The organism is Rhodococcus sp. DT1 (genome assembly GCF_049844875.1).
Classification (GTDB): domain Bacteria; phylum Actinomycetota; class Actinomycetes; order Mycobacteriales; family Mycobacteriaceae; genus Rhodococcus.
In genome coordinates, this window is record NZ_JBNCLW010000006.1 from 24680 (window position 1) to 45965 (window position 21286).

Consider the following 21286-nt stretch of genomic DNA (forward strand, 5'->3'; position numbering starts at 1 on the left):
GACTGTATCCATCGAGCGACCCGTCGGCGGAACATCCGTCGACGTCGGCGGTCACACGTATTCGGTTTTCGCAGCCACCGGTTCCGATGACTTCTCCCCGACCCGCAGGTCATACCCGACGACCGCGTCCGATACACCCCACAGGAGGGCACCGTGCCCGATTCCTTCGATGTCGTCAGCACCCGCACGTTCACCGCGCCCGCCGAGGAGGTGTGGCGCGCATGGCAGGACCCGGAACACGTCAAGAGGTGGTGGGGACCTCACGGTTTCACCGTGCCGGTCACGGACCTCGACTTCCGGGTCGGCGGCACGTCGCTTGTCGGCATGCGCGCTCCGGCCGAGTACGGCGGACAGGACATGTTCAACACCTGGACCTACCGCAGGATGGAGCCGACCAGTCTGCTCGAATTCGACCTCGCCTTCACCGATGCGTCGGGTACGCGGGTTGCATCCCCGCCCGGGGTTCCGGACGACGTGCGGCACGTCATCACCTTCGCACCGGGCACCGACGGCCGGACACTGCTGACCGTCACAGAGTTCGGATACGCAGATGAACAGGCACGCGACCTGTCGAAGGCCGGGCTCGAGCAGTGCCTCGACAAGATGACGGATCTGCTGGCGAGCTAGTCGGCCCCCGCCAAAAAAGGACCCCGGGTGAGGGACCTCGAAAGGTCTCCCACCCGGGGTTCGGTGGAGCTGCCGGGAATCGAACCCGGGTCCTCCGCCGCCTCGCCAGGGCTTCTCCGTGTGCAGTTCGCTATGTCTCTACTTGGATCTCCCGTTCCCGCGAACAAGACGAGATGACGATCCCAGTCGCTGTTTGATGTCCCATCCGACTCCGCGACCGAGCCGAACGGTAAAGCTCTCTAGTCGATGCCAGGATCCGGGTCGAGAGCAAACCCGGTCTGACAGAGACGCAATCGCTACTTAGGCAGCGAGGGCGTACTCGCGCTGAGTGGTCTCGGCGCTTAATTGGTTGCAGCGACGCTTACGGTGGTCTCTTGCCTGCACCGACACGCTTCCCCTAGCTCAACGTACGCAGTCGAAACCGTTCAGCCCCGCACGTCCCCGTGAGGTCGTGTAACCCCGCAGGACTACCCACTGTAGCGACGAATCCGCCCGTTGTCATTCTCATTGTCACAGCGGGCCGACGAGAGGGAATGAGCCTGCTCACACCGCATCCGCTACCACTGGCGGACGCGGACCGGAATCACTCGGACCGGCACCGAGTAGTCGTCGCGAAAGCGGGCGGGCGTGTAGTCGAGGGAGGCCATCTGCTGCTCGTACTTCTCCACGTATCGGTTCCAGTCGTCGTCCGGAACGTCGGCGTCGAGGACGGCGTGGCCCGTGAACACCGCGACGTCGCCGCCGTGGGCATCCGAGTTGAGGTTGAGCGCCACGCGGGGATCGGCGGCGATGTTTGCGAGTTTGCGTGTGCCCGGCTGCGAGAACAACAGGAAGCTGCCATCCCTCCACAGAAACCACACGGGGGTCGGCACCGGCGTGGACTTCGCGTCCACCGTGGTCAGCCAGATCACCGATTCGTCGGCGAGCCTCCGCGCGACGGTGACGGACAGGTCGAGAGTATCGGTCATCGGTCGCCTCCCGGCAGCTCACACGGACTCGCGGCAAGCAGAGACGAGCTCGCAGGTCGCTGTCCCGAACAACCTTCAGGCTACGGTCGGCGCGCAGGTTCCGGCCGGGCTTCGAGCAGACTCACGCCGCGACACTGATGAGCGCTACCGCAACACCTGCCGCGAGCATGCCGAGCAGCCGGAGCCGGCCCACGCGTTCCCCCAGCACGATCATCGCGAGGAGGACCGTCGCGGCGGGGTACAGGGCTGCGACGACACTGACGAGCGACAACATGCCCTGCTGGTAGGCGAAGATGAGGGCACCGTTGGCGAGGACGTCGAGCGCACCGATCCCGAGCAGGATCGGCACCATGTCCCGGGTCGGCCACACCACCTTGCGCCAGACCACCGCGATGACGGACCACACGACGAGTGTCGCGGTCAGACGCGAGGCGACGAGCCCCCACAGCCCGGTGCCTTCGTCGATCTGGCCCAGCGTGATGAACGACAAAGCGAACGCGATGCCCGACCCCACCGTCAGCCACGCCACCTTCACGGTGAAGCGGGGATGTTCGTTGCCGACGACGGTCTCGTCGGATTCGCGGCTGACCAGTGCCACCGCGACGACCGCGATGACGATGCCCACATACGACAGCAGTCCCGGACGTTCACCGAGCGAAATGCCCACGAGCACAGGGATGCCCGCGACAAGGATCGCGGTGAGCGGGGACACTACCGACATCGGTCCGGAGGCGAGCGCCAGATAGAACCACCAGATCGCGATGCCGCCGGCGATCCCCGAGACCGCTCCCCACCCGAGCGACGCGGCCGTCGGCCCTCCCCCGACGAACGGCGCGACAAGGAGTGACACTACGAGCGAGACCGGGTACGTGACGGCGATGACGCCGAGGGCGCTGGCACGACGCGACGATGCTCCACCCGCGAAGTCGCTGAGCCCGTATGCGAGGGCCGCGACCAGCGCGAGGGCGACCGCGATCAGCGGCGCATACCCTTCACGCGTCGTCCCAGTTCGCGGGTCACCTCGCGTTCGGCGGTCCGGCGCGCGAGATCCTGGCGCTTGTCGTAGTCCTGCTTGCCGCGCGCGAGCGCGAGCTCGACCTTGACCTTGCCGTCGGAGAAGTACATCGACAGCGGCACGAGAGTCTGGTTGCCCTCGCGGGTCTTGCCGACGAGGGTGTCGATTTCGCGGCGGTGCAGTAGCAGCTTGCGGGTGCGGCGCGGAGCATGGTTGGTCCATGTGCCGTGCCCGTATTCCGGGATGTGCAATCCGCGCAGCCACACCTCACCGTCGTCGACGGTGGCGAATGCATCGACGAGCGATGCCTTGCCCTCCCGGAGGCTCTTCACCTCGGTCCCGACGAGCGCGATCCCCGCCTCGAAGGTGTCGATGATGGCGTAGTTGTGACGTGCCTTGCGGTTGGTCGCGATGACCTTCCGGCCCTTTTCCTTCACTTACAGGCCCTTCCGGTCCTCGAACGGTCGATACAGAACACAGTCCAGCATAGGAACCGCGGCAACTCGTTATTCACGCACGTACAGGCGAAGGGTCACGTACGAGGTCAACGCCGCCATTCCCACGCCGACGAGAACGAGGAACGGCGCGATGAACAGGACGTCGCTGTCGGTGATGCGGGCGACGATGTTCGCGTCGTACACCTCGGAAAGCATGTCGTCGACGAACATGCTCTTGGCTGCGAAGAGCCCCCCGATCGCCAGCGCGGCACCGACCACCGCGGCGACCACGGCCTCGAGCAGGAACGGCAGCTGGGTGTACCAGCGGGTCGCGCCGACCAGCCGCATGATGCCCACCTCGGTCCGGCGGGTGAACGCCGCGATCTGCACCATGTTGGCGATGAGCAGCACCGCCGCGATCGCCTGGATGGTCGCGATGGCGAAGGCGGCGTTGCGGATACCGCCGAGCACGCCGAACAGCCGCTCGACGAGGTCCTGCTGGTTGAGGACGCTGTCGACTCCGGGTCGCGTCCCGAATTCGTCCTGGATCATGGCGAACCGGTCCGGGTCCGACATCTTGATCTTGAACGATGCGGGGAAGCTGTCGGCGCTCACGAGTTCGGCGAGCTCGGGCTGGTCCGCGAACACGCGATCCGTCGCGTCGGCCACCGCGTCGTCGCGGCTGAGGTACTGCACCGAGACGACGTCGTCGGTGTTCTCGATGTCGCTGCGCAGCGTGCTGCAGATCTCCTGCTCGCACTCCGGGTCGAGTGAGGAGACGTCTTCGGTGAGGAACACCTGCACTTCCACGCGGTCGAGGAAGATCTGCTGCGTCTTGCCCGCCATCTGGACCACCAGCAGGCCGGCTCCGAACAACGCGAGAGAGATCGCGGTGGTGAGGATCATCGCGATCGTCATGGTGAGGTTTCGGCGCAGGCCGGTGGTGACCTCGCTGAACAGGAAACTGGCACGCATCGGGTGGGGGATCCTTCGGTTGCCGGGTGGAAGGCGGGAGCGGGACTGGTGCTAGCGGCCGACGCCGTACACGCCGCGTGCCTCATCGCGGACGAGCCGCCCGAGATCGAGTTCGACGACCCGTCGCCGCATCGAGTCGACGATGTGGTGATCGTGCGTCGCCATCAGGACCGTGGTGCCGGTGCGGTTGATGCGCTCGAGCAGCAGCATGATGTCCTGGCTGGTTTCCGGGTCGAGGTTGCCGGTGGGCTCGTCGGCCATCAGTACGAGCGGGCGGTTGACGAACGCCCGCGCGATCGCGACGCGCTGTTGCTCGCCGCCGGACAGTTCCGCGGGAAGCCTGTCGGCTTTACCCGAGAGCCCGACGAGGTCGAGAACCTCGGGGACGGTGCGCTCGATCACCGTGCGGGGTTTGCCGATCACCTCGAGAGCGAAGGAGATGTTCTCGGCGACGGTCTTGCGTTGCAGCAGCCGGAAGTCCTGGAAGACGCAGCCGAGGTTCTGCCGCAGTTTCGGCACCCGGCGACCGGACAGCCGATTGACGTGGAAGTCCGCGACGTGGATTTCTCCGCTCGTCGGCCGGTCCTCCCGCAGCAGCAGACGCAGAAACGTCGACTTACCGGAGCCGGACGGCCCGATGAGGAACACGAACTCGCCCTTCTCCACTTCGACGGACACGTTGTCGAGGGCAGGACGCGTGGACGTCTTGTAGGACTTGGACACATTCTCCAGCCGGATCACGACGCCATGCTAGCCGTTACCGGACGGTGATCTACTGCTCCGGCCCACCGGTCTCCGAGGTGTCGCTCTGCTCGTCCACGCTCGGGAGTCCCGGAATCTGCAGATCGAAGGGCATCTGCCTGGTCGTGGTGGTCGTGCCGGTCGTGGGTGCCGGCGGAGCAGGTTCGGTCCTCGTGGCGGTCGGCACGCCCGGGTTCGGCGGCACCGTCGTCGTCACGGACGGCGGGGTGCCGGTCCCGGACGGATAGGTGGTCGCCGTCGGAGGCAGTGTCGTCGCCGTCGGTGCGGTCGACGCCGGAGGCACATACGGAACGTAGGGCGTCTCGGAGATGATCACCGCCGACGGGGGAACTTCGGCAGGCTGGTCGGGCTGGTTGAGGAACAGGTAGAGCATCCACAGCGCGAGCCACAGCACACACAGCCCGAGCGTTGCGGTGCGGACCTTTCCACCGAACAGGTGAGACGGGATGCGTGACCAGAACGGCTTCTCGTCGCTCATGGGGCCTCCGACCGTTCGACGACGCTTGCGGTACCGAGTTGCGGTGTCACAGTGATCCCCTGGACTCGCAGAGCACGTGCGATCCGTGCACGCAGCAGGCGCCCCACCTGGAATTGCTTGCCGGGGAGGGTGCGCGCCACCATCCGCACGCTCAGCTGATCGACCTCGAGGCTCTCGACACCCATCACGCTCGGTTCGTCCAGAAGCAGTTCGCGCACGCGGGCGTCGTTGTAGGCCGCGACTCCCACCTCTCGCAGGATGTCGGTGACATCGGAGATGTCGGCGCTGACGGGAATGGGTACGTCGACCACGGCCCGCGCCCAGTCCTTCGACAGGTTGACCGCCTTGTTGATCTGCCCGTTCGGCACGATGATCACTTCGCCGGCGGTGCTCCGGACGCGCGTGACTCGCAGCGTCACGTCTTCGACGGTGCCCACCGCGTCCTCGGAGGCGCCGGTCACGGAGATCTGGACGGTGTCGCCGAACCCGTACTGCCGTTCGGTGATGATGAAGAATCCCGCGAGGATGTCCTGGACGATGCGCTGGGCACCGAAACCGAGCGCGGCACCGATCACGGTCGCCGGCGCCACCAGGGTGCCGAGCGGCAATTCGAGATGGTCGAACACCTTCAGCGTCGCGACGATGTAGATGAACGAGATCAGCATCCACGTGATGACCTGCGCCATCGAGTGGCGATGCTTGGTGGCCTCCGACCGGACGAGGTCGTCGGACTGCTCGTAGCTCTCGTCGATACGCCGGGTGATCCGCCCGCCGCCCCACGACACGAACCGGGCGATCAAGGTCGCACCCAGCACGGTCAGGACGATCAGCAGCCCGTTGCTCGAGAGCCAGTCGAGAAGACTACTCCCGGGAAACACCATGCGACCGCCTCTCGCCCCCACTCACGACTTCTGTTCCTCCCGCATCCGCCAGCGGATTCCGGCTTCGAGGAAACCGTCGATATCTCCGTCGAGCACAGCGGACGGGTTGTTGACCTCGTACTCGGTGCGCAGGTCCTTGACCATCTGGTACGGGTGCAGCACGTACGACCGCATCTGGTTGCCCCACGAGCTGCCGCCGTCGCCCTTGAGCGCGTCCATCTCGGCGCGCTCTTCCTTGCGCTTGCGCTCGAGCAGCTTGGCCTGCAGCACGCGCATCGCGGCAACCTTGTTCTGCAACTGCGACTTCTCGTTCTGGCAGGTGACGACGATGCCGGTCGGGATGTGGGTCAGTCGCACGGCGGAGTCGGTGGTGTTGACCGACTGGCCACCCGGGCCGGACGAGCGGTAGACGTCGACGCGGACGTCGTTCTCGTCGACCTCGATGTGGTCGGTGGTCTCCACCACGGGAAGCACCTCGACCTCCGCGAAGGACGTCTGACGACGGCCCTGGTTGTCGAACGGGCTGATGCGCACGAGCCGGTGCGTTCCCATCTCGACCGAGAGCGTCCCGTAGGTATACGGCGCCTTGACGGCGAAGGTCGCCGACTTGATGCCTGCTTCCTCCGCGTACGAGGTGTCGTAGACCTCGACGCCGTAGCCGTGCTTGTCCGCCCACCGGACGTACATACGCATGAGCATCTCGGCCCAGTCCGCCGCGTCGATGCCACCGGCACCCGCACGGATGTTGACGAGGGCGTCGCGCTGGTCGTACTCGCCCGACAGCAGCGTGCGCACCTCCATCGCCTGGATGTCGACACGCAGGCTCGCACGCTCGGCGTCGGCGTCGGCGTGTGCCGCGACGGCGGCGTCACCTTCTTCGCCTTCGGCGAGTTCGTAGAGCACGGGCAGATCGTCGAGGCGCTCGCGCAAGTTCTCGACACGCCGCAACTCGCCCTGCGCGTGGGACAGCTCGCTGGTCACCTTCTGCGCGTGCTCCTGGTTGTTCCACAACTCGGGATCCGCGGCCTGGTGCTCGAGTTCGTCGATCCGGCGGCGCAACTCCTCGACATCGAGGACGGACTCCACGGTGCGGAGGGTCGTATCGAGCTCGGCCAGGTCTGCAGAAACATCGGGGTGCACGATTTTCAAGGGTAGCCGCTAGCGTTTGCTGCATGCCCACCGACTACACCGCAGATCTGGACCTTGCTCTCCGCCTCGCCGACGAAGCGGATGCGATCACCCGCAACCGCTTCGGCGCACTCGACCTCGAGGTCGACGACAAGCCCGATCTGACCCCGGTGTCGGACGCCGACCTCGCCGTCGAACGGCTGATGCGGGAGGTTCTCGGAGCCGAGCGGCCCGGCGATGCGGTGCTCGGCGAGGAGTTCGGCGGCGACGCGGTGTTCTCCGGCCGCCAGTGGGTCGTCGATCCCATCGACGGCACCAAGAACTTCGTTCGGCGCGTGCCGGTGTGGGCCACCTTGATCTCTCTGCTCGACGACGGAGTGCCCGTGGTCGGCGTGGTGAGCGCGCCGGCCCTGAACCGGAGGTGGTGGGCGGCAGCGGGTGCGGGCGCCTTCGTCTCGTACGACTCGGGAGAGCCTCGGCGCATCACGGTGTCGCAGGTACGCGCACTCGAGGCGTCGTCACTGAGTTTCTCGAGCCTGACGGGCTGGCGGGAGCGGGGCGTGCGCGAGCAGTTCATCGGCCTCACCGACGATGTGTGGCGGGTGCGCGCCTACGGCGACTTCTTCTCGTATTGCCTGCTGGCGGAAGGCGCGCTCGAGATCGCGCTCGAGCCGGAGGTGTCGCTGTGGGATCTTGCGGCACTGGACGTACTGGTGCGCGAGGCCGGCGGCCGGTTCACCGATCTCGAGGGCGCCGACGGACCACACGGCGGCAGCGCGGTCGCGACGAACGGGCACCTGCAGGACGAGGTGGTCGGGCGCCTGCGGCCGTGAGGTGACCGGGTGGCGATGCGGGAACGGGAAAGAACTTACCGAAAAGTAGACACCGGACCTTACTCAGAAGTAAGATAGGTCACCGTCCGCTCCCGCATCGAGAAACCTCTGGTGATCATGAGCAAGCAAGACAGCGTGCCCCGGAACACACCTCGCGACACGTCCGCCGTGGGTCTGAACCCGTTCAAACGCGACGCCATGGGTGCCGCGATGCGCGTTCTCACGCGGATCACCGGGTCCGAACTCGCCGATCGGTACAACATCCGGCAGACCATCGACCGGGTCACGTACCAATCCACGAAGACCGGCTTCAAGACACTCGGCGCCGCGACCCGCACCTTCAAGAAGGTCTCGGGCGGGAGTTCGCCGCAGCGCCTGACGACAGCGAAGAACGCCGATTTCTTCGACCTCACGCCCACCGACGATCAGCAGATGATCACGGAAACGGTGCGCGAGTTCGCCGCGGAGATCATCCGCCCGGCCGCCTACGACGCCGACGCCGCCGCGGCCGCCCCCGCGGACCTGCTCGCACGCGCCGCCGAACTCGGCATCACCATGGTCAATGTCCCCGAGGCGTTCGACGGTGTCGCCACCGAACGCGGCGTCGTCACCAACTCCCTGGTCGCCGAAGCGCTTGCGCACGGCGACATGGGTCTCGCACTTCCGATCCTCGCCCCGAGCGGTGTCGCCGTCGCGCTGACCCAGTGGGGCACCGACGAGCAGCAGCAGACCTACCTTCCCGCATTCGCGAGCGAGGACGTCCCCCAGGCGTCGGTGGTGGTCGCGGAACCGCGTGCTCTGTTCGACCCGTTCGCCCTGCAGACCAAGGCGGTCCGCTCCCCCAGCGGTTACCGCCTCAACGGAGTCAAGGCGCTCGTACCGGCCGCGGGTAGCGCCGAACTGTTCATCGTCGCAGCGGAACTCGACGGAAAGCCGTCGTTCTTCATCGTGGAGGCGAAGAGCAAGGGTGTCGTCATCGAGGCGGACCCCAGCATGGGCCTGCGCGCCGCCGGACTCGGACGTCTCCTGCTCGAGGACGTCGCGGTTCCGCAGTCCGCCCTGCTCGGCGACGAGAACCCGGACGTGCGCGCCGAGCAGTACGCCGACGCCGTGCGGCTCTCGCGCCTCGGCTGGGCGTCGCTCGCACTCGGCACCTCCCAGGCGGTGCTCGACTACGTGATCCCCTACGTCAACGAGCGGCACGCGTTCGGCGAACCGGTCAGCAATCGTCAGGCCGTCGCATTCATGGTCGCCGACATCAAGATCGAATTGGACGGCATGCGTCTGGTGACCCTGCGCGGCGCATCGCGCGCGGAGCAGGGCCTGTCGTTCGCCCGCGAGGCCGCGCTCGCCCGCAAGCTCGCGACGGACAAGGGCATGAAGATCGGCCTCGACGGCGTGCAGCTGCTCGGTGGCCACGGTTTCACGAAGGAACATCCCGTCGAGCGCTGGTACCGCGACCTGCGTGCCATCGGTGTCGCCGAAGGCGTCGTCCTCATCTGAGCGGCCCGATCCGAACAAGGAACCTGTGATGATCAATCTCGAACTTCCCAAGAAGCTCAAGGCTTCCGCGAACCAGGCCCACCAGGTCGCCGCGCAGATCTTCCGTCCGATCTCCCGCAAATACGATCTCGCCGAGCACGAATACCCCGTCGAGCTCGACACGATGGCGGCCATGGTCGAGGGCCTCAACGATTCGGGTCAAGGCACCGCGGGTGCAACCCTCGGACGCGACGCGAAGGCCAAGACGGAAGCGTCCGGAAATCTCAACGGCGGCAACATGGCCGGCCTCCTCAATGTGATCGAAACCTGCTGGGGCGACGTCGGCCTCACGTTGTCGATCCCTTATCAGGGCCTGGGCAACTCCGCCATCGCAGCCGTCGCCACCGATGAGCAACTCGAGCGTTTCGGCAAGGTGTGGGCCTCGATGGCGATCACCGAGCCCGGATTCGGGTCCGACTCCGCAGCGGTGACCACCACCGCCGTGCTCGACGGCGACGAGTGGGTTCTCAACGGAGAGAAGATCTTCGTCACCGCGGGCGAGCGCTCGACGCACGTCGTCGTGTGGGCGACCGTGGACAAGTCCCAGGGCCGGGCCGCGATCAAGTCGTTCGTCGTGCCGCGGGAAGCACCGGGTCTCAGCGTCGCCCGGCTCGAACACAAACTCGGCATCAAGGCGTCCGACACTGCCGTCCTGCTGCTCGACAACTGCCGCATCCCCAAGGACAACATCCTCGGCTCACCCGAGGTGAATGCCGAAAAGGGTTTCGCCGGGGTCATGCAGACCTTCGACAACACCCGTCCGATCGTGGCCGGGATGGCCGTCGGTCTCGGCCGCGCGGTGCTCGAGGAGTTGCGGGTGATCCTGAAGGACGCCGGCGTCGAGGTGTCGTACGACGTTCCCGCCAACAATCAGCACGCTGCGGCGGCCGAGTTCCTGGCGCTCGAGGCAGATTGGGAAGCGGCGTATCTGCTCGCCCTCCGGGCGACGTGGATGGCCGACAACAAGAAGCCCAATTCCCTCGAGGCGTCGATCTCCAAGGCCAAGGCGGGCCGGACCGGCACGGCAGTGTCGCTCAAGGCGGTCGAACTGGCCGGCACGTACGGGTATTCGGAGCGTCCGCTGCTCGAGAAGTGGTCACGCGACTCGAAGATTCTCGACATCTTCGAAGGCACCCAGCAGATCCAGCAGCTCATCGTCGCGCGACGCGTACTCGGAAAGTCGTCGGCCGAGTTGAAGTAGACCGGCCGCACAGCAACTGCGCCACAAGCCGACAGACGCGATGGGCGGCACCTTCGGGTGCCGCCCATCGCTCGTCGAAAGCTCCTACCCCGCCCGCAGAGCGCTGAGGATGTGCGGCCGGGCCCGCCACAGTTCCTCGGACCAATACGGCCAACTGTGGGTGCCGACATTCGGGAAGTTGTACGTCGCACCGATGCCCAGGCTGTCCAGCCGCGCCTGGAACGCGCGGGTGGTCGCGAGGGACAACGCTTCGAGTCCCATGCCGTTGGCGGTGTTCACCACATCCACCATGTTCTCGACCCGGTTCGCATATCCGGGGATTCCGCTGCCCGCCGAGACGTACATCGGCAACCCGCGCAGGCTCTCGGCCTGAGTGAACGGGTCGTTGCGCGCCCACGACTCGTCCCACGGCGGACCGTACATCGCATCGACGTTGTACAGACCGGCGTCGAGCATCGCGATCCGGATCGCCGAGCGCATGCCCGGAGCATTGAGCCAGAGGTATCCCGAGAAGGATGCGGCGAACTTGAACTGATCGCGATGGTGCGCCGCGAGGTTCAGCGCCGCCGTGCCGCCCATCGACAACCCGGCGATGCCGGTGCGGGTGCGGTCCACTCCGCGTGCGGCGAGCGCGGCGGGCAGGTGACGGGTCAGGAACGTCTCCCACTTGTACGTCACGCCCTGCTGGTTGAAATTGCTCGCGTTGTACCAGTCGCTATACCAACTGGACTCACCGCCCACCGGCATCACGAGGGTGACGTCGTCGAGTGCGAACTGCTCGAAGGCGTTCGTCTCGAACGACCACGCGTTGGCATCCGGGCGGGCACGCATCCCGTCGAGCAGGTACAGCGACGCACTGCCGCCCCGCTTGGCCCACTGCACCTGGCACTTGATCGGGCCCATCTCCGAGGGCACCCAGACCTCTTCGTACCCTCCCCGGGGTACTGCCCTCGCAACGCCCGGTGCGGAGGTGGCCAGGGCCGCGGCGCCGGCGAGTCCGGCTGCGCCCGCGAACGCTGTCTTGAGCATCGTTCGCCTGCTGAGTGAGGGGTTGTCGGAGCGGGTCACGCGTAGCACCTGCACCCTTTCTGTGGGCATGTCACCCACGGACGTCGATCGAGTGTTCTCCGATTTCATCGACGCCCGGTGCGTCCGTATTACCCCGATCGACCTCCGCTCGGCGCGAATCGCCTGGTCGCCGGCGTTCTTCAGTGACATGTCCCACCCTGCGCAGACTGCTGGGCGGTCGGCGCTCCCGAAAATACGGACATTCCGCCCCATGTGACGTGTATCACTACTAGGGTGAGGAGCGCACGCCGTTACCTCCATCCATGTATGCCGCCGAAAGGGCCTCCCGATGCCGGTGCTCGACCTCGCCAAAAATGTCCGCGGTGCCCTCGACAGCGTCACCGACGCGGTCGGTGCTCTCGCCGTGATGCGGCGGGCGGGCCTCCTCCACTTCCCCCGGGTCGACCAGAGCCTCGCCACCATGGCCGCCGCACGTAAGTACGGGCCCTTCGCGGGGCCCGTGCACGCTCACGCCGCCCGCGGGTCGGACGTGGCCGCCATCATCGACGAACGGGGCGAGGTCACCTACCGGGAACTCGAAGACTGGTCGAACGGACTCGTGCACGCGTGGAAGAACGCCGGCGTCACTCCCGGCTCGTCGATGGGGATCATGGCCCGCAACCACCGTGGGCTCGTCGTCACGATGCTCGCAGCCGCCAAGCTCGGTGCGCGGCTGGTGATGATGAACACCGGGTTCGCCCCGCGCCAGCTCGCGGAAGTAGCGGAGCGGGAGGCGGTCACGACGTTCGTGTTCGACTCCGAGTTCGCCGATGTCGCCGCCGCGCTCCCCGAGAGCGTGCGTCGTTACGTGTCGTGGAAGGACGACGAGGTCCCCGGTGTTCCCACGCTCGAGGAAGCGATCGAAGGAGTCGACGTCTCCGCGCCTCCGGCACCGCCGGTCTTCGGAGGATTCGTGCTTCTGACCAGCGGCACGACCGGAACGCCGAAGGGCGCACCGCGCGGTCGCACCTCTCCGCTCGCCTCTGCCCAGTTCCTCGACCGGGTGCCGCTGCGTCCGGGTCAGACCATGCTGATGGCCGCTCCCGCGTTCCACGGCACCGGGGTGTCGCAGTTCGCGATCGCCCTCGCCCTGGGGCAGACGATCGTGATGATGCGTCGCTTCACGCCGACGGACACACTGAGCCTGATCGATCGGCACCACGCGAACGTGCTGGTCGTGGTGCCGACGATGCTCCAGCGAATTCTCGACCTCGGTCCGGAGAAGATCGCGGAGTACGACACGTCGAGCTTGAAGATCATCTTCTCGGCGGGTTCGGCGCTCTCCCCCGATCTGTGCCGCCGCACGCGCGAGTCGTTCGGAGATGTGCTGCACAACCTGTACGGCTCCACCGAGTGCGCCGTGGCGACCGTCGCGACACCGGAAGACATCCGCCTCGCCCCGGGCACTGCGGGGCGCCCTCCCGTGACCTGCCGGGTCGCGTTGTTCGATCCGGACGGTCGCCGCATCACCGAACCCGGCGTGGTGGGCCGCATCTTCGTGTCCAGCGGACTGAGTTTCGCCGGGTACACCGACGGCCGCGACAAGGAGCGCATCGACGGGATGCTCTCGATCGGTGATCTCGGGCACTGGGACGAGGAGGGACGGCTCTTCGTCGACGGCCGCGACGACGACATGATCGTCTCCGGCGGAGAGAACGTCTATCCGCTCGAGGTCGAGAACCTGCTCGCCGAGCGCGACGACGTGCTCGACGTGGCGGTGGTGGGCATCTCGGATGCGGATTTCGGGCATCGGCTGCGCGCGTTCGTCGTGCCGTCCCCGACCTCCGCCCGCGACAGCGAGGACATCAAGGTCTTCGTACGCTCCAACCTCGCGCGGTACAAGGTCCCGCGCGACGTGATCTTCCTCGACGAACTGCCGCGCAACGCGACCGGGAAACTGCTGCGGCGGGTTCTCGTCGAGATGGAGCCGCCACACAGCGGGGCCGCCGAGGGCGAGCCTGCCGCGCCGACCGGCTGATCACTCAGACGGGTCGTCGACGCCGGTGAGCCCGGAACCTTGGTGTTCCGGCCGGGACTCCCTTCTCTTCTCGACGCCCATGGCCGACCCCGTAGGCGACCAACCCAGCGAATGCCGAGGGCACCGCATACCGCACGGGTCTCCTCGCCCTGCGGGGGAATCTGCGGCACTCGTCGAGGGACGCCGGACCGTCCGGATAAATAAACCGAGCGTTTGGGTTATTATTCCGAAAACAGTCCGTGAGAGGCCGGAAGAGGGGAATCATGCCGTCGATGAGCAGCCCTGACCCCGAAGACGAGCAGCCCGAGGAGCCGGTCCGCCTCGGGCCTTCCCGCGCCGACCTTGCCTCTCTACTCGTCCTCGCTCCGTTCGTCGGAATGGGCATAGGGCTCGCATTGCCGTGGCTGGCCACGTTGGCCGAAGACCTGCCGTGGGTTCCTTTCCAGGGACCGCTCGCACTCGCGTCCTCGATTCCCGGGGCGTGGGCCACTGCGGTCGGCTGTATTGCCGGCGCGGTCTTCGGTGCCGGACTCGCTGTCGTCACCATTCGTGACGCCCTTCGAGTGACTGTTGCTTCCGACGTGGTGTCTTTCGAAAGGCACGGAGTCACGCGCCCGTACGTCCACTCCGAGGTGAGCGCGGTATTCCTCGATGGAAAACGACTGGTCGTGGTTGACGGCGCCTCCCGGGAGGTGCTGTGTGACGAACTGGACGCCACGCCGGAACAGATCGAAAACGCGTTCCGTCGCCACGGATACCCATGGCGCGAGGACGACCCTTACGCGGAGTTCTTCCAGCGCTGGGTGCCCGGGACACCCGAGCTTCCGTCGACGGTGAACGCCGTTTTCGCTGCGCGGGAGACCTCGCTCCGCAACAAGGATGGGAAGGACGTCGACGATCTGCGGTCCGAACTCCTCGAGAAGGGTTTCGTCGTGCGCGATCGGAAGGCCCGGCAGTACTGGCGGTCGCTCAGGTGAAACTCGGTGCGGCTGCTTCCCGAACGGTGGTGTGCACGGCATGAGGAAGAGACGTGCCGTGCTGCTCGCGGTCGCCGTGCTGTTGGGCACGGGCACCGGAGTCGCCGTGCTCTACGACCTCACGTCCTATCGGCCGCACACCGAACGCCACTCGGGCGACCTCGCCCTGGTCGGCGCGACTGTGCTTCGTGGTGACACCCTCGCCCCGATCACCGACGGGGTGGTTCTGGTTCGCGACGGAGTGATCACCGAGGTCGGCGCGGCGACCGAGCTGACTGTGCCGGAAAGAGCGGAGGTTCTCGACCTCAGCGGTTACACACTCGTACCCGGATTGATCGACTTGCACGTGCATCTCGGCTCCTCCGAGCTGCGGGATGGGGACGAACCAGGGCCGTTCACGCTGCCCAAGGCCGCTTGGGACGCGATGCGCTACGCGCCGGCACATCGGCGTGCCTCGCTCGAACACGGCGTCACCACCGTGCGCAGCCTGGGTGACGAGCTCTCGTGGGTCGCCCAGATACGTGCCCAGGTCGGCGAGGGGGAGTTGGAGGGCCCTCGAATCGTCATGTCAGGTCCGTTGTTCACCACGCGGAACGGCCACCCCGTCACCACCGCGGGAACGGAGCCGGACTCCGGCGTTGTTCTGCTCCCCTCGACTGCGATGGAAGCCCGCTCGATGGTCCGTGACCTTGCGGAGGGCCCGCACCGGGTGGACTTCATAAAAGTGGTGCACGACCGCGGGCACTCGGAGCGCCCACTCACGCCTCTCCCCTTCGACGTCCTCGACGCCATCGTCGACGAAGCCCACGCCCACGGCCTGAAGGTCACGGCCCACTGGAGCACGCTTCAGGATCTCGACGATCTGCTCTCGGTCGGAATCGACGGACTGGAGCATGTCGAATCCCGCGAACTCCTGACCGGCTGGCCTCAGCACGTGCTTGCCCGTCTGGTCGACGCCGACGTTCCGCTCACCGCCACCCTGATCGTCTCCGAGGCTGCTTTTGCCGGTCAGAACGCGCCCGGCGCCGTCGCAGCCCTCCAGGAGCGGGTGCGCGAGTTCCACGCCGCCGGCGGCCGGACCGTCGTCGGGAGCGACGCCGCCAGGCCCGGTGTCCGGTTCGGCGCCGGAGTACACCGCGAACTGGCGCTGTTGGTGGCGTCCGGCCTGAGCCCGCTCGACGCGCTTCGCGCCGCAACCGTCGAGGCTGCCCGGGTACTCGCGACCGACAAGTTCGGCACTATCGCGGCAGGCAAGGCCGCAGACCTGGTCGTCGTCGATGGCGATCCGACGACGGACATCGGCGTTATGCGGAACGTGGTCATGACGTTCCGCGACGGTCGTCCGGTCTTCGACATGCGTGGAGCGAATTGATGGCCCGGACAGTCAACGCGGAACAGCACCGGGCCAAACGCCGCCACATCCTTCACGCGGCCGCTCGGCTCTTTGCGGACCGGGGGTACAACGGCACGTCCACTGCTCAAATCTGCCGAGCAGCAGCCGTCAGCTCCGGAACGCTTTTTCACTACTTCCCTACCAAGCGAGCCCTTTTCGCGGCGCTTATCGCGGGTGATGACCTCGGAGACAACGACTCTCGTACGGCGGCCGAACGCGCGTACGACGCGGACCCGATGGAGGGGCTACTCGGGTTCGTGGACCACCTGGCTGCCGGTGCCGCCGAACCGATAGTGCCCGGACTGGTCGTCGAAGCGATGCTGCAGGCAGGGCGAGACCCCGATCTCGCCGCACTGATGGAAGACGCCTCGGACACCGACCAGATGCACCTCACCAGCCTGCTGAGCAGAGCACAACAGGCCGGCGACATCAGCACCGCGCTGGACCCCGAGGAATGCGCTTCCTGGATCATGACTCTCATCGGCGCTCTTTACCTCCACGCCGCCACACACGAGGACTCCGACCACACCACCCAACTCACGATGTTTCGCCGCACCGTGAAGCGATACCTCCAGCCCTGACTATCGGGCGCGACCGCCCTGATCCGGCTGTGGGGCCTGATCACAAGCTTCAGGCCCGGAGATCACTGATCTCCGGGCCTGAATTGGTAGCGGGGACAGGATTTGAACCTGCGACCTCTGGGTTATGAGCCCAGCGAGCTACCGAGCTGCTCCACCCCGCGTTGCATGATCGAACCTACAGGAGCGCGGAATCGGAAAGCAAATCGCTCGGTCGGCCACCCCGAATGCACAGATGCGGCCCCTCCAACGAGTGAGGGCCGCCACGGCCATCGCATGATCCCCAACACATAACGTTGCGGTAACGATCTTGTCTCTACCAGCGCAACACGCCGCCGTGACCTGCGACGACATGTTTTTTCTATCCCATATATCGGACGAGCGTCGTAACAATTCGCGGGATGAACCGGCCGAAAGGGACTTGTACCTTCGGTGCCGGTTCGACACAACCGAACCTCCGCCGGCCCGCCGCCTTCCACTCTGCCCCGCGGGATCCGGTGGCTACGACACGTCCGAGGGGCGGAGAGCGCGGACACGCGCCCAGACCTCGAGCACCTCGAGTGCGCCGGTCTTCGTGGCCACCGCAGTCCGCGAGCGCGAGAGGATCACAAAACCGATGACCAAATTCTTCAGCAAACGTACTGTCGGCACCGTGCTCGTCACCGGAGTCCTGGCGACCGTTCCGCTCGCTCTGACAACCGGTACCGCGTCTGCCGCCACCCACAACTGGGATGCGGTGGCGCAGTGCGAGTCCGGTGGCAACTGGTCCATCAACACGGGCAACGGTTACTACGGCGGCCTGCAGTTCTCGCAGAGCACCTGGGAGGCCAACGGCGGCACCGGCATGCCGCACCAGGCCACGAAGGAAGAGCAGATCCGCGTCGCGGAGAACACGCTGCAGACGCAGGGGCCGGGCGCATGGCCCGTGTGCGGTCAGTATCTGACGACGGTCGAAGAGCCGGCACCCGCGCCGGCACCGGCACCCGCGCCGGCACCTGAGGTTGCACCGGCACCGGCACCGGCTCCCGTCCAGGAAGCACCGGCCCTCCCGGCCGAGGTGCAGCCGTACGTCGACATCGCGGTCCCCGCGGTTCCCGCCGAGGTCCATCAGTACATCGACGTCGCGCGCGGCGTGGCCGTGGAGCTGGGCTACGGCGAGCAGTTCGAGCAGGTCCTCGACGCCCTGCCCGCCGTCTGATCCGGCCGACCCTCGGCATCCGCCGTCACGAAACGAAGCGGGGCCCCGCGGTAGAAACCGCGGGGCCCCGCTTCGTCGTCGTCCGCACTCACTCGGCGGGCGGTTCAACCGGACGCGGAGATCAGCCTCCGCTGGACTCGTAGGCGTCCGTCGCGCGCTGCAATCGTTCCAGCGCCCGGCCGTACGCGGCGAAGTCACCGCTGCTCTGCGCCTCGGCCAGCTCGCTGAGTGCGGCATCCAGTTCGGCAACCGCGGCGTCGCGGCCCGCCGGGATCGGCGCAGCCGGGGACGCCTGGTCGCCGGGCGCCGGCTCGGCAGCACCTTGCACGGCTTCCTCACGCGCCTCGTCCTCGACTTCGGCGGTCGGGAGAGCCACCCCGCCCGGAGCGGTGGCGGCATCGCCCACGCCGGCGCCGAACACCTGGTCGAGCGCTGCCGCGAGAGTCGGCGCGTAGCCGATCCGCACGCCACCACCGGTACCCGGCTCCCGGTAGCTCACGAGCACCCGCGAAAGCTGCGGGAACGTCGAGGTACTACCCGCCGTCGGGTTGCGTTCGGTGTACATCGGCTGCACGTAGAGGATCCCGCCTTCGGCGATCGGCAACGTGAGCAAGTTGCCGTACTGGATCCGGTTCGATCTCTCGAGCAGCGTGCGTTCGGAGGCGACACGCGTGTCGGAGATCATCGCGTTCTGCGTTTGTTCCGGACCGAAAGTCTGCGTATCGGTGGGCAATTGCAGAATCGTGAACTTGCCGTAGTTCTCCGGGTCGGCCTCCACCGAGATGTACGCCGAGAGGAACTGCCGGTTGTAGCCGACCATCGCCGACGTCAACCTGAATGCCGGCTCGGCATTCTCCTGGTTACCCGTGAGCAGGTAGTACGGCGGCTGGTTGGCGCTGGTGTCCACGGTGGGATCCGCGGGCACCGACCAGAACGCGTTGTTGGTGAAGAACTCACGCGGGTCGTCCACGTGGTACTTCGCGAGCATCTCCCGCTGGACCTTGAACAGATCCTCCGGGTACCGGAAATGCGAGCGCAGTTCGTCGGAGATCTGATCCTGCGGGGTCACCGCATCCGGGAACACGCCCATCCACGCATCCAGAACGGGGTCTTCCTCGTCGACCTGGTACAGGGTGACGGTGCCGTCGTAGGCATCGACGGTCGCCTTCACCGAGTTGCGGATGTAGGAGACCTCCTTGCGCGGGATCAGCCGGCCGGTGTTCTGGTCGATGCTGTCCTCGACCAGGCCCTCGAGCGACGCGCGCTGCGCGTACGGGTAGTTGTCGAGCGTGGTGTACGCGTCGACGATCCACACGATGCGACCGTCGACAGCGGCCGGGTAGGCGTCGCCGTCCGCGGTGAGCCACGGAGCGACCTTGGTGACGCGCTCGCGCGGATCGCGGTTGAACAGGATCTTCGAGTTTTCGCCGATGGCGCTCGAGAAGAGGATGTTGCGTTCGGCGTACTTCGCCGCGAAGGCGAGACGGTTGAACCAGTTGCCGATCCCGACGCCACCGCTGCCGGTGTACGTGTACTTCTCGGTGTCGGTGTCGTACTCACGCGGGCCGGACGCGTCGGCGCTGTTACCCACGATCGAGTAGTCCGGGTCTGCCTCGGCGATGACCTCACCGAAGTAGATACGCGGCTGCTCGACCGGGATCACCTGGTTCTCGGCGGCGAGCGACGCGAGGTCGCTGATCTGGTAGACCGGGTAGCCGCTGTTGCTGTTCGCGGCTTCTTCCGCCGATGTGCTCGCCGCAGCGTTGACCCGGTTCGCCGGAGCGGTGACCAGGCCGTTGCCGTGGGTGTACACGGTGTGGCGGTTGATCCAGTCGGTCTGGTTGCCCGTCAGGCTGGTCGGCGAGAGCTCACGAGCCGCAACGATGTAGTCCTCGACCTTGCCGTCGACCTCGTACCGGTCGATGTCGAGCGACTCCGGGTATCCGTAGAAGTTCTTCAGCTGAGTCTGCTGCGTGAACGTTCGGGGCAGGACGTTGGGATCGAGCAGGCGGGCGTTCGCGATCGTCGTGATGTCGGCCGGAACGTCCTCGGGGGATGTGGTGCCCACCCCCGGGTAGTCCTTGTACTCGACCTTGTCGTCGGTGATCCCGTACGCCACCCTCGTGGCAGCGATATTCCGCTCGATGTACTCGCTCTCCTTGTCTGCCGCGTTCGGACGGACGGAGAACTGCTCGACCATCAGCGGGTAGACAGCGCCGACCAGGATCGACGAGAGCACCAGCAACGCCGTCGCGAGCGCAGGAATGCGCAGGTCGCGCAGGAAGATCGCGGCGAAGAACGCGAGCGCGCAGATGACGGCGATCGCGAGCAGGATCAGCTTCGCAGGGAGCACGGCGTTGGTGTCGGTGAAGCCCATTCCGGTGAACGTGGGCTCCTTGCGTCCGCTCCAGAGCAGCTCGTACCGGTCGAGCCAGTACGCGACAGCCTTGAGTGCGACGAAGACGCCGGCCAGCACGGCGAGCTGGACACGCGCGGCGGTGGACATGCTGCCGCCACGCCCGGCGAGGCGGATGCCGCCGAAGATGTACTGCGTCACGAGGTTGGCGAAGAACGCCAGCACGACCGCGACGAACAACCAGTTCAGGATGAAGCGGTAGAACGGGAGGTCGAATGCGTAGAACCCGACATCGAGCCCGAACTGCGGGTCGGTGGTGCCGAACTCTCCGCCGTTGAAGAACATCTGCACGGTCACCCAGCTCGCCTGTGCGACGAGTCCGGACAGCACGCCCAGCACGATCGGGATACCGAGCCCGAACGCACGCATCCGGGTCAGCACGCTCGTGCGGTAGCGGGCCACCGGATCGTTGGGTCCGGTGGTGGGGACGAATACCGGCCGTGACCGGTACGCGAGCAGCATCGCCAGCCATACGGCGACGCCGACGAAGAGACCCACCGCGAAGAACAGCAGGACTCGGGTCAGAAGAACCTTGATGTAGACGTCGCGGAAATCGACTTCCCCGAACCAGAGCCAGTTGGTGTAGGTATCCACCAGGCGCGGCCCCAGCAACAGCAGCACAGCGGCCACCAATGCGAGAACCAGCAGCACTTTGCTCCGTCTCGACAACGTCGGTACTCCGGTCGGGGGCCTCATGCCCACGTGCCACGCTCCCAATCGTCCGGCGGCGAGAAGAACGCCGCGAATGTATACCTCGTGCGTCACACCGCGTGACCGTTTCGCCCCACTCTACGGACTAGTCGCAGGACAGGTACGCGGTCCTCGATCCGT

Annotated in this window: 19 protein-coding genes, 1 tRNA gene and 1 other RNA gene; 9 read left to right on the forward strand and 12 right to left on the reverse strand. The window is 66.5% G+C overall.

Annotated elements, in window-relative coordinates; all coding sequences use genetic code 11:
* The first annotated feature begins 153 nt into the window (after positions 1–153).
* Complete coding sequence (locus ACLQ3J_RS16075) at positions 154–627, forward strand: SRPBCC family protein (RefSeq protein WP_425903883.1); 474 nt, start codon at positions 154–156, stop codon at positions 625–627.
* Between the two features lie 61 nt (positions 628–688).
* Here ACLQ3J_RS16075 and ssrA read toward each other — a convergent pair.
* The 9 genes from ssrA to prfB all read right to left on the reverse strand — a co-directional run bounded on the left by ssrA (position 689) and on the right by prfB (position 7283).
* Positions 689–1060, reverse strand: a transfer-messenger RNA (tmRNA) gene (gene ssrA, locus ACLQ3J_RS16080).
* Positions 1061–1184: 124 nt separating this feature from the next.
* The gene (locus ACLQ3J_RS16085; RefSeq protein ID WP_169651721.1) at positions 1185–1595 is read right to left on the reverse strand and encodes a TIGR03667 family PPOX class F420-dependent oxidoreductase; all 411 of its coding nucleotides are present in this window, start codon (positions 1593–1595) and stop codon (positions 1185–1187) included.
* A 121-nt stretch (positions 1596–1716) separates the two neighbouring features.
* Positions 1717–2574, reverse strand: coding sequence for a DMT family transporter (locus ACLQ3J_RS16090; RefSeq protein ID WP_169651826.1), 858 nt, complete (start codon positions 2572–2574; stop codon positions 1717–1719).
* Entirely contained in the window at positions 2571–3047 is a 477-nt protein-coding gene (gene smpB / locus ACLQ3J_RS16095; RefSeq protein WP_072699659.1) for an SsrA-binding protein SmpB, read from the reverse strand. The genes ACLQ3J_RS16090 and smpB overlap by 4 nt, the downstream gene beginning before the upstream one ends.
* Before the next feature lie 69 nt (positions 3048–3116).
* The gene (ftsX, locus tag ACLQ3J_RS16100; RefSeq protein ID WP_296549426.1) at positions 3117–4022 is read right to left on the reverse strand and encodes a permease-like cell division protein FtsX; all 906 of its coding nucleotides are present in this window, start codon (positions 4020–4022) and stop codon (positions 3117–3119) included.
* Positions 4023–4073: 51 nt separating this feature from the next.
* Positions 4074–4763, reverse strand: a complete 690-nt coding sequence (gene ftsE, locus ACLQ3J_RS16105) for a cell division ATP-binding protein FtsE (RefSeq protein ID WP_169619707.1) — start codon at positions 4761–4763, stop codon at positions 4074–4076.
* Between the two features lie 31 nt (positions 4764–4794).
* Entirely contained in the window at positions 4795–5262 is a 468-nt protein-coding gene (locus tag ACLQ3J_RS16110; RefSeq protein WP_425903885.1) for a hypothetical protein, read from the reverse strand.
* Positions 5259–6143 (reverse strand): mechanosensitive ion channel family protein, encoded by an 885-nt coding sequence (locus ACLQ3J_RS16115; RefSeq protein ID WP_425903886.1) that lies wholly within the window; start codon positions 6141–6143, stop codon positions 5259–5261. Before ACLQ3J_RS16115 ends, ACLQ3J_RS16110 begins: the two co-directional genes overlap by 4 nt.
* A 21-nt stretch (positions 6144–6164) precedes the next feature.
* Positions 6165–7283, reverse strand: a complete 1119-nt coding sequence (prfB, locus tag ACLQ3J_RS16120; RefSeq protein WP_169619710.1) for a peptide chain release factor 2 — start codon at positions 7281–7283, stop codon at positions 6165–6167.
* Between the two features lie 32 nt (positions 7284–7315).
* Between prfB and hisN the strand changes: the two genes are divergently transcribed.
* The 3 genes from hisN to ACLQ3J_RS16135 all read left to right on the forward strand — a co-directional run bounded on the left by hisN (position 7316) and on the right by ACLQ3J_RS16135 (position 10847).
* Positions 7316–8104 (forward strand): histidinol-phosphatase, encoded by a 789-nt coding sequence (gene hisN / locus ACLQ3J_RS16125; RefSeq protein ID WP_169619711.1) that lies wholly within the window; start codon positions 7316–7318, stop codon positions 8102–8104.
* Positions 8105–8215: 111 nt separating this feature from the next.
* Entirely contained in the window at positions 8216–9607 is a 1392-nt protein-coding gene (locus ACLQ3J_RS16130) for an acyl-CoA dehydrogenase family protein (RefSeq protein ID WP_169651718.1), read from the forward strand.
* Between the two features lie 28 nt (positions 9608–9635).
* Complete coding sequence (locus tag ACLQ3J_RS16135; protein ID WP_169619713.1) at positions 9636–10847, forward strand: acyl-CoA dehydrogenase family protein; 1212 nt, start codon at positions 9636–9638, stop codon at positions 10845–10847.
* An 84-nt stretch (positions 10848–10931) separates the two neighbouring features.
* Here the strand turns inward: ACLQ3J_RS16135 and ACLQ3J_RS16140 are convergent, their stop codons facing one another.
* Complete coding sequence (locus ACLQ3J_RS16140; RefSeq protein ID WP_425904019.1) at positions 10932–11876, reverse strand: alpha/beta hydrolase; 945 nt, start codon at positions 11874–11876, stop codon at positions 10932–10934.
* Between the two features lie 328 nt (positions 11877–12204).
* Between ACLQ3J_RS16140 and ACLQ3J_RS16145 the strand changes: the two genes are divergently transcribed.
* From ACLQ3J_RS16145 to ACLQ3J_RS16160, 4 genes are all read left to right on the forward strand, one after another.
* Positions 12205–13893 (forward strand): acyl-CoA synthetase, encoded by a 1689-nt coding sequence (locus ACLQ3J_RS16145; protein WP_425903888.1) that lies wholly within the window; start codon positions 12205–12207, stop codon positions 13891–13893.
* 272 nt (positions 13894–14165) lie between these two features.
* Entirely contained in the window at positions 14166–14870 is a 705-nt protein-coding gene (locus ACLQ3J_RS16150; RefSeq protein WP_425903890.1) for a YqeB family protein, read from the forward strand.
* Positions 14871–14910: 40 nt separating this feature from the next.
* Positions 14911–16242, forward strand: a complete 1332-nt coding sequence (locus tag ACLQ3J_RS16155; RefSeq protein ID WP_425903891.1) for an amidohydrolase family protein — start codon at positions 14911–14913, stop codon at positions 16240–16242.
* The gene (locus ACLQ3J_RS16160; RefSeq protein WP_425903893.1) at positions 16242–16844 is read left to right on the forward strand and encodes a TetR/AcrR family transcriptional regulator; all 603 of its coding nucleotides are present in this window, start codon (positions 16242–16244) and stop codon (positions 16842–16844) included. The genes ACLQ3J_RS16155 and ACLQ3J_RS16160 overlap by 1 nt, the downstream gene beginning before the upstream one ends.
* 84 nt (positions 16845–16928) lie before the next feature.
* Here the strand turns inward: ACLQ3J_RS16160 and ACLQ3J_RS16165 are convergent.
* Positions 16929–17005, reverse strand: a tRNA-Met gene (locus ACLQ3J_RS16165).
* Between the two features lie 452 nt (positions 17006–17457).
* On the opposite strand from ACLQ3J_RS16165, the gene ACLQ3J_RS16170 reads away from it, so the two are divergent.
* Positions 17458–18039, forward strand: coding sequence for a transglycosylase family protein (locus ACLQ3J_RS16170; RefSeq protein ID WP_169619715.1), 582 nt, complete (start codon positions 17458–17460; stop codon positions 18037–18039).
* A 121-nt stretch (positions 18040–18160) separates the two neighbouring features.
* Here the strand turns inward: ACLQ3J_RS16170 and ACLQ3J_RS16175 are convergent, their stop codons facing one another.
* Positions 18161–21157 carry a UPF0182 family protein gene (locus ACLQ3J_RS16175; protein ID WP_425904021.1) on the reverse strand — a complete coding sequence of 999 codons (2997 nt, stop codon included), beginning with the start codon at positions 21155–21157 and terminating at the stop codon, positions 18161–18163.
* Positions 21158–21286 lie beyond the last annotated feature (129 nt).

Coding starts and splice junctions, on each gene's coding strand:
- ACLQ3J_RS16085 (WP_169651721.1), bottom strand. CDS start 1,595: ATGACCGATACTCTCGACCTGTCCGTCACCGTCGCGCGGAGGCTCGCC.
- ftsX (WP_296549426.1), bottom strand. CDS start 4,022: ATGCGTGCCAGTTTCCTGTTCAGCGAGGTCACCACCGGCCTGCGCCGA.
- ACLQ3J_RS16110 (WP_425903885.1), bottom strand. CDS start 5,262: ATGAGCGACGAGAAGCCGTTCTGGTCACGCATCCCGTCTCACCTGTTC.
- ACLQ3J_RS16115 (WP_425903886.1), bottom strand. CDS start 6,143: ATGGTGTTTCCCGGGAGTAGTCTTCTCGACTGGCTCTCGAGCAACGGG.
- hisN (WP_169619711.1), top strand. CDS start 7,316: ATGCCCACCGACTACACCGCAGATCTGGACCTTGCTCTCCGCCTCGCC.
- ACLQ3J_RS16135 (WP_169619713.1), top strand. CDS start 9,636: ATGATCAATCTCGAACTTCCCAAGAAGCTCAAGGCTTCCGCGAACCAG.
- ACLQ3J_RS16140 (WP_425904019.1), bottom strand. CDS start 11,876: ATGCTCAAGACAGCGTTCGCGGGCGCAGCCGGACTCGCCGGCGCCGCG.
- ACLQ3J_RS16145 (WP_425903888.1), top strand. CDS start 12,205: ATGCCGGTGCTCGACCTCGCCAAAAATGTCCGCGGTGCCCTCGACAGC.
- ACLQ3J_RS16150 (WP_425903890.1), top strand. CDS start 14,166: ATGAGCAGCCCTGACCCCGAAGACGAGCAGCCCGAGGAGCCGGTCCGC.
- ACLQ3J_RS16155 (WP_425903891.1), top strand. CDS start 14,911: ATGAGGAAGAGACGTGCCGTGCTGCTCGCGGTCGCCGTGCTGTTGGGC.
- ACLQ3J_RS16160 (WP_425903893.1), top strand. CDS start 16,242: ATGGCCCGGACAGTCAACGCGGAACAGCACCGGGCCAAACGCCGCCAC.
- ACLQ3J_RS16170 (WP_169619715.1), top strand. CDS start 17,458: ATGACCAAATTCTTCAGCAAACGTACTGTCGGCACCGTGCTCGTCACC.